The organism is Parabacteroides sp. ASF519 (assembly GCF_000364265.2).
GTDB lineage: Bacteria > Bacteroidota > Bacteroidia > Bacteroidales > Tannerellaceae > Parabacteroides > Parabacteroides goldsteinii.
Genome location: NZ_AQFV02000006.1, coordinates 3,308,698 through 3,325,673, shown reverse-complemented (window position 1 = coordinate 3,325,673; position 16,976 = coordinate 3,308,698). Strand labels below are relative to the sequence as shown.

Genomic DNA, 16,976 nt, shown 5'->3' with positions numbered 1-16,976 from the left:
TATGATATTTTATTATTTATTCTCTTCCGACCATTGATTGAACATCTCGATAGCTTTCGCCAGTACCCCGGCCGAGCCTTTGAAATGACCGGAACCGCTGGGTACGCCACCTTTGCCGTACCATTCATAAAATCCCTGGTTCTTTATGACGCGATCGATCATCGGACGCACTTCTTCATAGGCTTCCTTCACCATGCCGTTGGCAATGAGCTGCTGGATCATACGACCGCCGAACCAGGTCCAGTCTCCCCCATTCTGATAAATATAGGGTTTGGACATTCCACCACGGAAGAACCCTTCCGGATAAGTAGGATACAACGTAAGACCGATACTCGGCATACCGGACAGGCGGACATTCTCCAACATCTGCGCATTGACAACGGCTATTTCTTCGGGAGACAACAGGCCGGCTTCTATCGCGATGGCGGTTCCTCCGTGATAATGCACGTCCAGTTCGTTAAAGCCTTCCGGTATCGGAGATTTCTCCAGGTAGATATGGGGAATAAACTTCTGACGCTGTTCATCCCAGAGATGTTTGCGGGTATTCGCTGCTATATGCTGGCGAAGTTCTTTCCAGCGGGTCTTATCCACATTATCCGCAGTCATCTCCTGCATAAAATCGAGGGCGATGATAAACATGGCATTGTCGTAGACATCGATCGCTGGGTCCGACAATTCATTCATATCGCAACCGAAATCGTCGTTGGGTTGCACGTCGCCCCAGTCTGTCGTCATGGCTCCGTAGAGAAGGCCATATTGTTCGTTATAACGTTCCTTCATCAGATAGTCGATCATTCCGACCATACGATCGTAGACGGTGCGGCCGGCTACCACTTCGTTCAGGATAGAGGTGTCGCCGGTCTTGCGGATATACTTTCCTACGATATGGATCAGGGAAGATTCCTGGTCTGTTTCGACTGTATTCTTGAAAGCGACATGGTCGGGCGCGGCATCAGAATAATAAGGATGATCGTCACCCCAGTTGAAGTCTGTTTTCAGGACATATCCGTCTATCATCTCGTCGTTTGGCTGTTGCAGGGCAAAAAACAGCAGGATCGCATTGCGCAGATCGGACGGGTTGCTTTCTTCGCAGGCCACTTCAATAAAGGTATTCATATCGCGCGCCCATATCTGGGAGTAACCGCTTCCGGCATTAAAACCGCTGCGGATTACGGCACGGGCCATACTGTCGACGGTATGAAAACTTTGGTCGGCCAGGATATCCCCGGCTAACTGTTGAGTTGCTGTAGGCGCTGTACAGGATAGAAGTCCGCTACAAAACAAAGCAAAGAGTAAGTGTTTTTTCTTCATGAATCAGTTGTATTTATCCACGGCAAAGATAAAAAGGTTACTTCTGAATAAAACAAGCATTTGTTTCGATGTAGTTGGACTATCTTACGATTTGGAAGTTCGGGAATGCCGGTTATTTTCACTCTACAACCACTTCTTTCCCTTCGGTATTCGCCCGTACCAAATTATCGTACATGGCTTCGCAATAAACCGGGGGCAGATAGAAACGTCCCGGATAAACGGCACAGAGATTGATCTTTACCGTCACCTGGCGGCCGGAAGGCAGATAGTCGATGTAACTATACACCTTGTCGTCGCGAATATCCTGATAATTTATGCCTGTGGCCGTCTTGTCCGTCGCCCCGTCGTTCAGGAAGCGGGTGTTCAGGATTTCCCAGCCGGCAGGGAATATTTCCGTCAAGACCAGGTTGTTTATGCCACGGGCGGTAGGATTCTTGACCGTCACCACGGCTATGAAATTCGTTCCCTGCTGCATGTCAGCTATATTCACAGCCCGGCCGTTCTGGTCGGTGTAGCTGACGGCCAGCGACAGGCCGTTCGCATAGGCTTCTTCCTTGCCCTGTTCGGGAATACCTTCGGTAATGATGCGGGCGAACAAGGTCGATGTTCCGGTGTTCTTTAGTTCTACGGAAGCGGATGCCCCAGCTTTTTCCAGTAAGGTTTCCGTCCAAACGTTCTTGACGGAGCTGACTTTGTCATTCTTTCCGGCGCAGGAATAGGTGAAATCCATCGATCCGCCCACCTTGTATTTTGCCATGTATTCGGAGAGGGATACCAGGGCAAAGGCCGTGGATTGCGTACTCAGCCAATCGTCCGACGAAAGTTCTTTCGAGATGTCACGGGTGAGCAGGGCGGCTTCCTTACCGTCTCCGAGCAGGGTAAGCGTCATCAGGCGGATGGCCTGGTCACGCAGGTCGCTGCCGAATGTAAGGTCGTAGTCCGAATAATCTGTTTTCAGTTCCGTAGTCTTTTCGATCAGGTTCTTTGCCACGTCGCTGCGGCCGATCAAGGCATAGGCGGAGGCAAGCAGCCAACGGCTCATCGGTTGCAACGATTTATTTTCTTTCAGGCGGTTCATGGCGCCTACTTCCGGCGTCTGTCCCAAGGCGAGAACATAGAGGCGATAGGCTTGCGTCATCTCTTCCGAACGGGAATAATAGGAGTTGACGGGCTTCCAGTCGCGTGCCACACGGCGGAGGTTATTCAGGACATTCCGTTTCATGCCGTCGGGCACCAGATATCCTTTCGTCTCGGCAGAAAGCAGGAAGTGGGTGGCATAGACCGTTCCCCAGGCATTGCTGCTGGTTCCGCCGGGCCAGTAAGAGAATGCACCGTCTACCGTCTGGTAAGAACGCAAGCGACGGATGACTTCCTTAACAGCGTTTCCGGTCGTTGTCTGCTGCGCCTTCGACAAAGCAGCAAATTCACCGACATACAATTGCGGGAAACCTTTGGAGGTGATCTGTTCGACGCATCCGTGCGGATAACCGATCAGGTATGACAGGCGGGAAGACAGGTTCAAAGGCGGCACGTCGGATACTTCGAGTGTCAACGAATTGGTACCTTTCATTCCCGGCATCTGAACCGTTTCTTTCCAGGACTTGCCGGCTTCCAGAGTGACAGGCAATACCTTCACCTGCGGGCGGGAGACTGAACGTATCTCGATATCCGTTGTGTAAACCGACTTATCGCCTTTGCCCGATGCAGTGATCGTTACGCGTCCGGCTCCCGGCTGATCTTTCACTTTGATACGGAACGAGGCTAGCTTGTCGCTCTTCTCCGTAAAGTTCAATTGTTGGGTGGCCGGTCCCACGACTTCCATATTATCGGAACAACTGATCGAGACATTGACATTTCCGACACCGTTCTCAGTAGCAAATACGGTAGCGGGGACAACCATCTCTTCGCCGACACCGATCACACGGGGCAACGTTCCGAGCAACATCACAGGCTTGCGCACGAAAACGCTCTTGTCGGCATTTCCGTAGGCTTCACCGTTGCCGGCTACGACCATGACCTTCACCCGACCGTTATAGTTCGGCATCCGGTAGGAATGACGCTGCTTCTCCCCTTTCTTCAGCAGGAACGGGCCGTCGAACATGACAACCGGCTTGAAACGGTTCACAATGGCTTTCGGCCCCTTGTTAAGGGCGTCGTCGCCACCGATGCTGAACAATTGTTCGATACGTCCGCCGTAAGCGCCGACTACGAAATTATACATATCCCAGGTGCTTACGCCCAAGGCTTCGCGGGCATTGAACGCCTTCCAGGGTTCAGGGGTGCGGAAACGGGTCAGGTCGAGCAGGCCTTCGTCCACAATGGCTAAGGTATAGGCCATTTCGCGGCCGTCCTTTTCGGAAACGGTTACCTCATAGTTGGCTTCCGGCTTGATCTCGTCCGGTATGCTGATCTGGGGATATAAATGACTTTCCGGAGAGGTCACCGTGAACGGGACAACGCCGTACATACGGATCGGCAAATCGTTTTTTGTGATTCCGTGAGGCTGCAACAACGTTACATAAACGTAGGCATTCGGCTGCATCTCTTTGGTCACGTCCAGTTTGATTACGGTCTGTTGGTCGTCACAGGTATGTTCGGTAACGGACAATACCTTCGTGCCGTTTTCTATGCTGACAACGGCACGGCTTCCTTTGGCTGAAGGGATGGTGATAACCAGTTTCTCGCCCGGCTGGTAATTATCCTTATCCGTCTTGAAGGTCAGCATGCTGGCCGATTCACTGCCGTCGGCATTCCTCCGTCCCTCGTTATAAGGCCAGTCAAAATAACTCATGACACCGGTCGAATGCTTGCTTTCCTTATCCTTCACAGAAATAAAGTAAGTGCCCCACTCTTCATTGCCGAACGATAAGCTAAAGGTCCCGCGCCCGTTCTCCCCGGTACGGACTGTCATATTTTTGACGGGTTTGTTGTAGGAGTCGGAGACATAGTTTGCCAGGCTACTGTTGTCGGAACTCCACCACCAGTACCAATACACTTTATAGACCTGCACCTCCAGTTCCGTATTGGCCTGCGGGTTGCCCAGGTAATCGGCCGAAGCGACTTCGTAGGTGTAATTACTTCCTGTATTGAGTTGTTCGCGTGTCTGCTGCGGCGACTTGATACCGGCATAGCGCTTATAAGGCGAATACAACATCCGGTTGGCATCGATACTGAAATCGCCCGACTCTTCGTACACACGGGTAACGAAGTTTGCCATCAGCATACCCGGGGCCGTCGAACCGATCTCAAACTTCGCCTGCACAAGGGCGTCTCCCTTCTCGTCGGTCGTTCCGGAGATCAGTTTGCTCTCTTCGCTGTTAAACACTTTCGAAGGATCATCGAAATAGAAATCCTTAAATCCGCTGAAAGTGGTCGGTGTAGAGATAAAGGTTCCCTGAATATCGTATTTAAGGTTCCTTGCCGTTGCTCCCTGCAACCATTCCGTATGCAGACGTGCGTTCAGCGGATCGCCGCGCAATAATGTCTTTTCGGGCATGGACAGGTCGATCTTCAGACGGTTCGGCTTGATGGATTCCACACGCAGGCGTTTGGTGAAGCTGACGCCTCCCACGTTTACAGTCACATTCCAGGCGCCTGTCGGTGCATCCGGTTCCGTCGGCATGGCAAACGAATACACACCCAGTTCTCCCCGGGTCTGTGTCTTACGCAGATATAATTGTCCCAACGGGTTATACAGTTCCATTACCACCGGATGGTTGGCGGGAAGTTTTTTGGCACGGTCGTTCAGCATAAAACTCAGGAACAAGGTATCGCCCGGACGCCAGACGCCCCGGTCACCATAGATAAATCCTTTAATGCCTTTCTGTACGACCTCGCCGGAGACATCGAAAGAGCTTAACGACAATGCCGATCCGCCATCCACACGCAGATACGAGCGTTCATTTCCCAAAGAAGCGATCAGATAGAAAGGCTTGCCCGAAGTTATCTTCAGACGGGTCTGCCCCTGGCTGTCCGTAATACCCGATGCCAGCTGCTGGTTCTGGTAGTTGTAAGCTGCGACATTGACACCATTCTCCGGATGAGTCGTCATCAGGTTATGCACCAGGACCGTCATTTCATTATCCTCACCTGCCATTGCTATCAGGCCGAGGTTGGTTGCCAGCACATTCTTGCCTTCTACCTTATTATAATAGTAACTATTCGAACAGGGGTCATTCCGTTCGTTGTAATTATAATCACTCCAGTCGAAATCACCATTATAATAATAGTATCCGCCATTATCGAAACGCGAACTTTCCTCTTTGAATTTGATTTCATCTTCAGCAAGCAATTGTTCGCGGGAGACTTTCACGGAATCATCGCAAGGATAGGCCGACAGATCTTTATTGAAAGAAAGTTCGACACGGTAAATGGCACCGGGTTCAGGTTCCATCATTTGCTTCATATCGATAGCATAGGTGTTCCATTGGGTAAGATCGCTGCCGTCTTCATCCAGGAAGATCGTCTTACGTGCAACCAGGCGGCCCACACGCATCAGGTCCGAAGTCCCGTCCAGATTATTCACTTGGAGGAACTGGCCGATATTCTGCTCCAATATCTTTATCACACGTACCACAACGCCACGAAGATAAACGGCCTGGAAAGGTACGAGCAATTGAGTGGATTGCGGTATAATAACTCCCTGCCCAACAAACCTGACATCCGGCAGAAGGCTGCTGATCTCGACCTGGCGGGTAATATCTTCTTTCAGAGTAAGGCCGTTCTTACTGCGTATCTGATGGTTCAGATGTACATTCATAACTCCCGTACGTTGAGCATCGGGATATAAACGCAGACGGTTCCCCTCCACATTCACCGTCTCGGAGGTATTCCCGGCGATAAAGGCCAATCCCTGCATATCCTGCGAAGAATCCAGCTCTTTAGAGAACGTCACTTCCACATACCGTTCCGGTTCCGTCACATAAGTCACGTCATAAACCTCAAAATCGTTCATATCCGGGATACTTACGGATAGCAGCTTATCTTCGGCAACGCCCAGTTTATTCGGGGCAACGGAAAGGGTAAGCGTACGGCTTCCGTCGGTTCCGGCCTGTACATTCTGCAAGGTAACCTGATGTTTTTTACCGTCGGGGCTGTGTTGCCATACAGCATCCACCTTTTCTGAGAAGCGGACCAACGATTCAACTGTTTCCGGTATCTCCTTATCGGGGGTCAGCAAAGTACACAGTACATCATAACCGTTCTCGTTCTTCTTGTTGATCTCCATCGATTCCAGATTGGCACGCAACGCCATAGGGAAAGTAGAAAAGCCGAAGGTAAACTGCTTGTCCTTGCCTGTCACGTCAAACCATTCGGAAAGGTCGGCCGTCAGCTTGTAGGAGGTATTCCGGTCAAACTCTTTTGCAGGTTTGAAAACGATAGTCCGGTTATTCTCAAAAGAGAACTCTCCGGCTATATCCGGTTTGATGCGGACCAGCTTCGACAACCGGTCGCTCTGTAATTTATCCTGTGGTATATCCTGATTGAATATCAGATACACCGGTGTATACCTGGATATTTTACCCGAGGTAAACGCTTCCACATGCGGGTTAAAAGGCAACTCTCCCGTCTCGCCTTCACTACTCTTTGAAGTACAACTGCCCAACAGGCACAACAAATAGCATAAACACATCAAATAAAGATACCTTGCCATATTTCTTCCAATTAACGGTTACTACTTATTCAAGATCAAAAACAAACATCAGCACATCTACTTATTTCACAAATATAAAGAATTATATTCTACGATAGAACGTATTCCACCTGATCTTTCATTTTTATCCTTATCTTTGTAATAACTATAACAATGGAAAGTATGGCAACTAAAACATTACATAGAGCAGAGATCATAGTAGATGAAAATATCGTGACAGTTTATATAGTATCAGCTTTAGGGCATTATGACGATAAATAAAACCTGGATAATATCTATTTTGCTGTTTATCCTGTTTCTTTGGGGAGGGATGTACCTGCTGGTTCCCCGTACCCTGTTCCCCGTATCTTACTCGACATTACTTTACTCTTCGGAGGGTAACCTGCTGGGGGCGAGGATTGCACCGGACGGGCAATGGCGGTTTCCGGCGACCGATTCTCTGCCGGATAAATTCATTACCTGCCTGACTACTTATGAAGACCGATATTTCTTTTATCATCCGGGGATAGACGCGGCAGCCATTCTGCGTGCCGCCTATCTGAATGTCCGGTACCACCGCGTCGTCAGCGGAGGAAGTACACTGACCATGCAGCTGGCACGCCTCGCCCGGGGAAACCGGGATCGTACCGTGTACGAAAAAAGTATCGAGATATGCTGGGCGCTCTTCCTGGAGACGACCCATAGTAAAAAGGAAATACTCAACCTGTATGCTTCCCATGCCCCCTTCGGAGGGAACGTTGTAGGCATCGAGACAGCGGCCTGGCGTTACTTTGGACGCAGCGCTTCCGATCTCTCATGGGCGGAAAGTGCCACACTGGCCGTACTACCCAACTCTCCCGCCCTTATCCATCCGGGCAGGAACCGGAAACAACTGAAAACAAAACGCGACAAACTCCTGCACACGCTGAAGGAAAGAAATATCATCGATAATACCGAATACGAACTATCCTGCATGGAACCTCTGCCGGAAGCCCCGGTACCCTTACCCAACGAAGCTCCTCATCTGCTGGAACGGCTGGCCGCCGGCACACCGGGAATACGTATCACCTCATCGGTACAGTATTCCTTGCAGAAACAAACCCAGGAACTCGTCAACCGTTATGCCCGGGAATACAGCAGTTCCAACCATATCCATAACCTGGCTGCCCTTATCGCCGACGTGGAAACCGGAGAAATCCTGGCCTATGCTGGAAATGCCACCTTCCAGGCCGACGAAAAACGGGGAAACCAGGTCGATATCATCACTTCCCCCCGTAGCACGGGGAGCATCCTGAAACCTTTCCTTTATGCCGGCATGCTGCACGACGGACAGATACTCCCTTCCACCCTCGTATCGGATGTACCTCTGAACATCAACGGTTTTATGCCGCAGAACTATAACAAGACATTTAACGGTGCCGTCCCTGCCCACCGGGCAATCGAACGTTCGCTGAACGTACCTCTGGTCCGCATGTTGTCGCAATATAATACCGGCCGTTTCATGACCTTACTGAAGACATTAGGCATGACCTCCCTCCGTTTCTCGGAAGAACATTACGGAGCGTCTCTGATTCTGGGAGGCGCAGAAGGTACTTTATGGGATATATCCGGAATGTATGCCTCCCTGTCCCGGGTTCTCACCCATTACCGCCCCTACAACGGGCGATATAATCCGCAGGATATTCATCCGTTGACACCATTCCCTAACAAAGGAAAAGATCCTATACAATCAATCACAGACAAGCGACTTACCGATAAGCCATTATTATCAGCCGCCTCCATCTGGTTTACTTACGAAGCCATGTCCGCCCTCAATCGCCCGGAAGAAGAAGCCGACTGGCAACAATTCGAATCGATGAAGCAGATCGCCTGGAAGACCGGGACCAGTTACGGAGGACGTGATGCCTGGGCTATCGGGACTACTCCCCGCTATGTCGTCGGTGTATGGGTGGGAAATGCGTCCGGCGAAGGTCGCCCGGGCCTGACAGGAGTAGGAAATGCAGCCCCTGTCCTCTTCGACCTCTTCTCACTGTTACCCGGCAGCAGTTGGTTCGATATGCCTTACGACGAACTGGAACAGGCGGTGATCTGTCGTAACAGCGGACACAAAGCCTCCCGGATCTGTGACCAGACGGACACATTATATATCCCCCGTTCCGGCATCAACACCCCGGTATGTCCTTACCACAAACTCGTCCATCTATCGGCAGACGGACGTTTCCGTGTAAACAGTTCCTGCGAGTCTGTCGACCGGATGATCACCCGTCCCTGGTTCGTGCTCCCGCCTTCACAGGAATATTATTACCGTAACTATCATATCGACTACGTCCCCCTCCCTCCCATCAAACCGGGATGCGAACAGGCACAAAGCCGGCAGATCGAACTGATCTACCCGGAACACAACGCCATCTTATACTTACCGAAAGGATTCTCCGGCAAACAGGAGAAGTTTATCTTCAAAGCCGCCCATGCCCGTCCCGACGCCACCATCTACTGGCATCTCGACGACACGTACCTTGGAGAAACAACAGACAACCACCAGATCGCCTGCACAGTGGAGTCCGGTAAACACATGCTCACTCTGATCGACAACTGGGGTAATCAGCGTAAGATACTTTTCGAGGTGAAATAGTTATTCTTTCCCTATGTCGAAAGGTTCAAAATAAATGATATAATAAACAAAGTCCTTTACCCCGTACTTGTCCGACCACTCTTTAGGATTAACCTTCGCAAAACGTAATCCACAATAATCAATACCGGTTACAGGTTTCCCTTCAAACATAAAATTTTGAACCAAGCCTGTTGTATAAGCAATTACCGGTATAGTATCCGCCGTAGTCAGAGGAGCTTCCGTATAGGTTTCCATAAGTATATGACTTTTACAGTTCTTCACATCATATTTACGAGTTGAATGTACAGCTTTACTTTTCAGAGAGATTTTGGCTGTATCACTATCAATAGACTGGGCAAAATAGGTCAGCCGGATCGTCGAATCCTTTTCCTGAAAACGAATCGGTTCATCATAGGACAACTGACCATCCCGACAATGTACCATCACCAAATTACACATCTTTCCTGAAAAATCACCTTTAATAAATACCTGATAATAACGAATATCCTGAAAATCCATCAATTCCCGTGTCATATCATCCTTACAAAGTTCATAAGAGACTTCCACCTTCGAGGATTGGGCAGACATAGAAAACGAGACCAGACAAAACAATAGAAAAGTAAATATCCTACACATAATAAATCTGTATTAAATGTTACTCAAACTTTGAACGATTGATTCCAGTTTTTCCTGGTTCTCACAATACTTCAAAACCTCAACCCAACCACCTTTGGTACCACCATCAGCCTGTTTCTTTTCATCTTCAGTCAATTTCGGTGGCATCTGATTGATGTCAATATCTTCGTTATACCCTTTAAAGTATTTTGTAAGAATATGCTTTGTTATGCGGTATTCGGAGATACCTTCTGTTACTAATGCGATGGTCATTTCCGTATCTATATTAAAAGTTATCCGGCAATCCTCCGATAGCTCCACTCATCCAAAGCTCTGACAGTTTTTTCTTTCGTTCCGGTTTATATTCAATATGCCTGATTTTCGTATGCCCTTCATCATTTCGTCTGACAACAAACAATCTCTGATCTTCATCCGATAAATCCAAGCCATCTAATATAAATGGATTATGAGTAGTCAAGATCACCTGCTTATTATGTTTTACCGCTAACTTTTGCAAAACCTCTATAATTTTAGTACACAATTTCGGATTAAAAGACGATTCTATATTATCAATTGCAAAGAAAGCAGGAGTATCTTTTGAAATAAACAATGTGAAATAGAACAACAGATACAGGAAACCTTCATTGGTACTTCTCTGATCAAAATACGACATAGTATCTGTCAAATAGCGATCTTTAATATATACCGTATAATCATTTGATAACCCTGTAGCAGGAACTTCTATATGATCAAACCAATCAAGGAGAGACAGGTTCTCATTGATTTCATTTAAAACAAGCTTTCCTTCTTCAGATTGGGACAATTCTTTCAAATATTTAAAGACACCTTCGCCTTTTCTACCCAAAGGTAATAATTGATATTCATCACGAAATGTACGTAAGGCAGATTCCTCCGGACAATAAAAAACAAAACGCCCAAGTTCCGGATCTACTTTTCCATAAAAAGGATGTGCTTCTGCAGCTAAAGTGGATCTAATATCCAGCTTGTTCACATAAATCCCTTCTTTAGATAATATGTTTTTAATATGTGAGATAGTTTCATAACTCAATGGTTCCGCTTCCGCATTCCCGCTGATAGGAAAGCCAGCAAACAATTCTGCCTTTTTTGTTTTAGGATCGATCCGACAAATTATACTTGAAGTTTTCCTATCAGTTAGAAAAGAAATAACAATTTCTTTTGGAGGATTATTCTCAAATGATGACATCACAAACTGAGGTTTGGTAACTCTGATACCTCTCAATCCAAGAAATTCATTATCTAATTTATCCAAAGAAGCAGCTAGCCCAAATGATATGGCCTCAAGAAGATTAGATTTTCCTCCTCCATTCTCCCCTATAAGTATATTAAAACGTCCCGGAGAAAAATCCAGTTTGGTTATTGACTTATAGTTCTCTATTGATATCTTTGTAATCATTGTTCAGATATATCATTTTGTACAAAGATAAGGATATATTTCTTTTCTAATAAGTTTCAACTTAAATATTGCTTTACGACTGATATTTTCTTGCCAGATATCTCCAAGTACTAATAAATAAGCCTCCCCCGACTACCACCAATATCAAAACCCGATAGCCCGTTGCGCGATGTTCTTTCTGTGTAAGTGATCTTTCTTCCGTATATGCGGACCTGGATTGTTGTGTAGTAGTTTTGGTTGTAAGGCTGTCGGTTTGGTGGGTGGTATGGAGAAGACGGGCGAAGGTGATGCTTTGCAGGGGTTGCCTGCCGGACGTGTCTGGCGGAAGATAGATGATTTGCTTTAATTCCCAAGATAAAGAGTCGTGAAGGGCTGAATGTTGTTGAAGTAACAGGCTGTCGCTACGGATGAAAACGACGGAATCGCTGTAACCGTACTGTTCAGATTGGCGTATGTTTCTTCTTAATCCGCAGCCCGGAAACAAACAAATAACACAAATCATATAAACAAGTACCTGCATCCGGTTCCTTCCGAACTGCTTTAAGGAAAGATGCAGGAAACGGCGGCGTTTGTATAAGATAGCCTGGTCGAAAGGGAGGCCGGAGTTTTGCAGAGCTGCCAGTAGTTGCTCCGGTCCCTCTGCCACATAACAATCAGCAGCCTCCCCTTTCCGATGCTGGCTGGCAACAACACCGCCGGCAAGACGGTTCACGGCATCGCTACGGTATCCGCTAAGGATCGCAACAGGGGATTTGTAAAACTTCCGTAAAGGTTCCAGCAAATAAGTAACCAGATGATTCAAAGCCGTCTTTGCTGCGGCAGGAGGCGTGTTGTCGAGTGCATTTTCTACCGCGATACGGCTGTAGGTAAACTCTTCCAATGCGGGATCGATCCAGAATCCGCTGAAGAGAAGGACAATCCCGCTCATTGTGAGCAGGATTGCAATAATCAACTGAACCGTCAACCGTTTCATAACCTTACATATTGAACCGCCGATCTTCAATACTCAATTACTCAATCTCCGGTCTGTCACCGCCACTTCCGCCACCATTATCTTCCGCCTTATCATCAAGCACAATCTTCTCGAAACTCGTCCGACTTTTAGCTACGCGCAACGCCTTTCCCGGGAAGAAACGAACCTTCGGCTCGCGGATCATGTTCGTTGCAAAACTCTTTTCATCCGGCACTCCTTCTGATCCGAAGTTATAGCGGAAATGTCCCAGGTCTCCCACCTGTACTCTTCGTCCGTGTTGCATATGGCGAACCAGCACAACGACCGTACGGTCGATCACCGCCTTTACCCCGGCACTGCCCACTCCCGAACTGTCGGCAACCTCTTCCACAAATTCATCAAAAGGAACATAATCGCCACACACCATCTGTGCATAAATTTTCTCCGGAACTTCTTCCTGATCCGGCCCCATGTTCTTTCTCGTAACCAGCTTAAACTTCATTGCCATAATAATTAATGTATTAAATGAATAATGTATGAATTGTATGTCCGCTATCGGAGCACATAACAAACTTACATAAAAATTGAGATTTATAAGCGCGTCTAATAAAAATAAAGACCACTCCCTGCTGTTATTCCACCGACTTTCGTTATTTTAAAGTTGTAATACAAAAAAACTATATCTTATGGACAGAGTTTGTGGTCTTGATGTGCATAAAGATAGTGTCTTTATGTGTATTCTCACAGCAAACGGTGAGAAAATTGAAGATGTGTTTGGAACTTTAACACCGGAACTGGATCGCCTTCGTGACACTTTAGTCTCTCATGGTGTTGGTAAAGTTGCAATGGAAAGCACCAGTATTTATTGGGTTCCTATTTGGCGCATTTTGGAATGCGATTTTGATGTTAAATTGGTTAACCCTTATTTCATCCGTCAACTCCCTGGTCGTAAAACTGATATTAAAGATGCCCAATGGATTGCGACTGTTCTTCAGAAAGAGCTAATTAAGGGAAGTTATATTCCTGATTCAAAAATACAGGAATTACGTCAGTACAGTCGTCGTATCTTCCATTTGACTCGTCGCAAACAGCAAGCTGAATCTGCTATCGATCTAACGTTGCAACGTTGCAATATTCGTTTGAGTAATTATGTTTCTGATATTGGTTGTAAATCCATGCGTAAGGTGGTCAATGCATTAATCTGTGGTGAAACTGATTCTGAAGTATTAGCTCTGTTGGTTCACAAGCGTATTCGTAATAAACATTGTCATGAGGTTATTAAGTCGTCTTTGACTGGTATTGTATCTTCATCAGACAGAGACATGCTTAAAATGAGTTTGGAAGAAGTGGAACTTTATGATCGTCAGCTTCTTGAGTGTAAAGAGAAAATGCGAATAATTTGCGAGGGACATTATGCCGAGGAACTGGAAATCCTTCAAACAGCTCCTGGGATAAAAGAGGAAAGCGCTATGAGAATCATAGCAGAAATCGGTGTTGACATGAAAGCCTTTCTAACAGCATCAGCTTTAGTTGGCTGGGCTGGATTAAGACCGCGAAATGATCAAAGTGCAGGAAAGATCAAAGGAAGAAAGACTTTACATGGAAACAAGTATTTACGTGTTATGCTTACACAATGTGCATGGGGAGCCTGCAGGACTCAAACATCTAAATTTTATAGCAGATATCATACCTTGAAAAAGAGAATGAATCACAACAAGGCTTTAATGGCAAATGCTCGAAAGCTACTCGTTGTTATTTGGAATTTATTAGCTAAAAAGCAACCTTATATGCCATTTGTGAATTAATGGTTGCTTCTTAATGAGCGTTCCAAGACCCTTATATTTGTGGTGGAGTAAACCCCGTTTTTGCAAACTGGTATACAGGCACGCTCTGGCAAGGAATTGCGTCTGAGACAAACAAGCTCGAAGAGGAAATTATTTATCACTCTCTGCATAGACAAAATGTAGGGACAGCTACAAAGTGATCTTATTTTAACGGGAGTTCGAAATAAGGTTAGTGTAACTTTTATTACACAGAAAATAATAAGAAAAAAGGGACCCTTATACAGACTCCCTCCCAAAGATCATACATTTCATAGTCAAGACTGTGGCAATGTTATCTCTTTGTGTTTTTCATAGTTAAAATCTTTTCGTCAAAGGACAGGTTTATTTTTCTTTAATACAAACTTTTTGTTATATTTTTACACATACATGTTATTAAACATGGCTTGACTGTTATTCTGAGGAAGGTTATGGTACTTATTTCGAACTCACGTTTGTTTATTTATAGAGGAAATATACAGAAACCCCAAAACCACCTTTCGTCGATAATAAGGGCCGCCGGACAACTTCCTCCGGGAATATTTGCACACCTCGATCTTTATTACGTAATTTGCGTTACGCAATTTACGCAATGAAAATATGTCGACGATTCAACCGAACAATCCTTTCCTGATAGCAGGATATTACGGTCCCGATTATTTCTGTGACAGACAACAGGAAACCGGGCAGATAACCAACGCCTTACATAACGAACGCAACCTGACGCTCGTTGCTCCCCGGCGTATGGGTAAAACAGGATTGATCAAGCATGTTTTCCATCAGTTGCACGAGCAACATTCTGACATTATCACTCTTTATCTCGATATTTATTCGACGCAGAACCTGAATGAGTTTGTACAGGCATTTGCCAGTACCGTATTAGGCAGCCTCGACTCCATACCTCAAAAAGCGATGTCACGAATCAGCCGATTCATTAAAAGTTGTCGGCCTGTTTTTACGCTGGATGAACTATCAGGTATGCCGGAAGTCAGTATTGACATTGCCCCCGATAAAGAAGAAGCTACTTTAAAAGAAATATTCAATTACCTGCAATCGTCGGAAAAACGTTGTTATATCGCTATCGACGAATTCCAGCAGATCACGGAATATCCTGAAAAAGGAGTAGAAGCCCTGTTACGTTCTTACATCCAGTTCCTACCCAATGTCTGTTTTATTTTTGCAGGTAGTAAACAGCATGTTATGCAGGAAATGTTTTTGTCAACCAAGCGACCTTTTTATCAAAGTACGCAGACAATAACCATCGGTTGTATAGATAGAAAGGCTTATTATGATTTTGCGGCTATCTGGTTTGACAGACAAAACCTCCTTTTAAAGGAAGAGACATTTTCCGGTATTTACGATGAGTTCGGAGGACATACCTGGTATATTCAGTCCATATTAAATCGTCTGTACGGATATTCCATAAATCCCGATCAGGAAACGGTTAGCCATGCTATACGCGAAATCGTTGCAGAGAATGAATATGGTTATCAAAACTTACTGGCTGCCTATACTTCCGGCGCTATACGTTTAATTAAGGCAATAGCAAAGGAACGGATCGTACCGGAGATCAATGCCGGTTCTTTCATTTCCAAATACAAACTGAAAGCCGCGAGCAGTGTAAATTCAGCCCTTCGTACTCTCACGAAAATGGAAATGGTTTACCGGACAGAAGCCGGTTATATCGTTTACGATCGCTTCTTTGCGATCTGGTTACGACAACAACCGTATTAAATCCACTCTATTACAACCGCTCCATTCCCTTGCTATTTAAACTTATTTCACACGGGGTGGTACGTGGCCCGGTTCGTTGGTTATGAGCGTCTTGTCGTTCAGCCAGATCAGGTCTTCGGCGGTGAGGGTTTGCGTACGCAATTTGTCACCGAGGTACTCGACGGAGTTCTTGCATTTGAATGCCAGCTGATAGGAGAAAGACAGATGCACAAAAGAAGGTTTGTGATAGGGATTACTGCTTTCCATCTGGCCGATAAAACGCTGGATGATGTCCGGTTCCTGAAGTTCGAACTGCAAGGTACCGAGTACCGTGTTTTCCAGCAGATAATCGAGCGTTCGCTGCCAGTCGCGGGTAAAGAAATGAGTGAGAAAAAGTTGGTAACGCACAGTCAGGTATTCCCATTCGCAAAGGGCTACTTTATAAGCAAGCCGGTGATAATACAAACGTCTGACAGGGGGTAATTCACTCAGGATTGTTTCAAACTTACTAACGGAAGGCTTTTCCTTTCCGAATAATGCTCTTAATTCTTCGTACATAATACTATTTTTTTTATAGGATCGGGTTATATCCTCACCTGCCCCCGCTATGTGTACACGCACAAACGGGGTTAAGTATTGATAGTATCGAAGGGGAATTAAATAGTAACGGTGCCGGACCCGAAGGGCCCGATTGTGAATAGCCCCCGGTGAAGCCGGGGGACAGGATATACATCGGATGGTGCGTCCCTGAAAGGGGCGAATAACAAGCTATGATTGACCCCCTTCGGGGATCACCGACATACCGCATCCTATTTCCCACCGGCTTCACCGGGGGCTATTCATAGTTAGTCCTTTCAGGACATTTACTGTCCCTATCCTTAACTTTA

At 46.4% G+C, this 16,976-nt stretch carries 11 protein-coding genes; 3 read left to right on the top strand and 8 right to left on the bottom strand.

The features are described 5' to 3' along the window. Nucleotides 1-12: 12 nt before the first annotated feature. The gene (locus C825_RS13015; RefSeq protein ID WP_010802777.1) at nucleotides 13-1,311 is read right to left on the bottom strand and encodes an amylo-alpha-1,6-glucosidase; all 1,299 of its coding nucleotides are present in this window, start codon (nucleotides 1,309-1,311) and stop codon (nucleotides 13-15) included. Nucleotides 1,312-1,429: 118 nt separating this feature from the next. After that, entirely contained in the window at nucleotides 1,430-6,964 is a 5,535-nt protein-coding gene (locus C825_RS13010) for an alpha-2-macroglobulin family protein (RefSeq protein ID WP_010802776.1), read from the bottom strand. Nucleotides 6,965-7,274: 310 nt separating this feature from the next. Here C825_RS13010 and pbpC point away from each other — a divergent pair, with 310 nt between their 5' ends. Continuing rightward, entirely contained in the window at nucleotides 7,275-9,575 is a 2,301-nt protein-coding gene (gene pbpC / locus C825_RS13005) for a penicillin-binding protein 1C (RefSeq protein WP_167754498.1), read from the top strand. Here the strand turns inward: pbpC and C825_RS13000 are convergent, their stop codons facing one another. From C825_RS13000 to C825_RS12980, 5 genes are all read right to left on the bottom strand, one after another. After that, on the bottom strand, nucleotides 9,576-10,190 hold the full coding sequence (locus C825_RS13000) for a hypothetical protein (RefSeq protein ID WP_010802774.1): 615 nt from the start codon (nucleotides 10,188-10,190) through the stop codon (nucleotides 9,576-9,578). It abuts the gene before it with no gap. Between the two features lie 12 nt (nucleotides 10,191-10,202). Beyond that, nucleotides 10,203-10,442, bottom strand: coding sequence for a hypothetical protein (locus C825_RS12995; protein ID WP_007658106.1), 240 nt, complete (start codon nucleotides 10,440-10,442; stop codon nucleotides 10,203-10,205). Between the two features lie 13 nt (nucleotides 10,443-10,455). Next, complete coding sequence (locus C825_RS12990; RefSeq protein WP_010802773.1) at nucleotides 10,456-11,604, bottom strand: AAA family ATPase; 1,149 nt, start codon at nucleotides 11,602-11,604, stop codon at nucleotides 10,456-10,458. 73 nt (nucleotides 11,605-11,677) lie between these two features. Then, nucleotides 11,678-12,577 carry a D-Ala-D-Ala carboxypeptidase family metallohydrolase gene (locus C825_RS12985; protein ID WP_010802772.1) on the bottom strand — a complete coding sequence of 300 codons (900 nt, stop codon included), beginning with the start codon at nucleotides 12,575-12,577 and terminating at the stop codon, nucleotides 11,678-11,680. 37 nt (nucleotides 12,578-12,614) lie between these two features. Continuing rightward, a complete protein-coding gene (locus C825_RS12980) occupies nucleotides 12,615-13,064 on the bottom strand; it encodes an HU family DNA-binding protein (RefSeq protein ID WP_044214359.1) in 450 nt (149 codons plus the stop codon). Nucleotides 13,065-13,242: 178 nt separating this feature from the next. On the opposite strand from C825_RS12980, the gene C825_RS12975 reads away from it, so the two are divergent. Both C825_RS12975 and C825_RS12970 read left to right on the top strand, forming a co-directional pair. Continuing rightward, nucleotides 13,243-14,361: an IS110 family RNA-guided transposase gene (locus C825_RS12975; protein WP_010800321.1), complete on the top strand. Its 1,119-nt coding sequence runs from the start codon at nucleotides 13,243-13,245 to the stop codon at nucleotides 14,359-14,361. Between the two features lie 615 nt (nucleotides 14,362-14,976). Next, nucleotides 14,977-16,110 carry an AAA family ATPase gene (locus C825_RS12970; protein ID WP_010802771.1) on the top strand — a complete coding sequence of 378 codons (1,134 nt, stop codon included), beginning with the start codon at nucleotides 14,977-14,979 and terminating at the stop codon, nucleotides 16,108-16,110. Between the two features lie 42 nt (nucleotides 16,111-16,152). On the opposite strand, the gene C825_RS12965 is transcribed toward C825_RS12970, so the two are convergent. Continuing rightward, a complete protein-coding gene (locus C825_RS12965; RefSeq protein WP_010802770.1) occupies nucleotides 16,153-16,647 on the bottom strand; it encodes a hypothetical protein in 495 nt (164 codons plus the stop codon). Nucleotides 16,648-16,976: the final 329 nt, after the last annotated feature.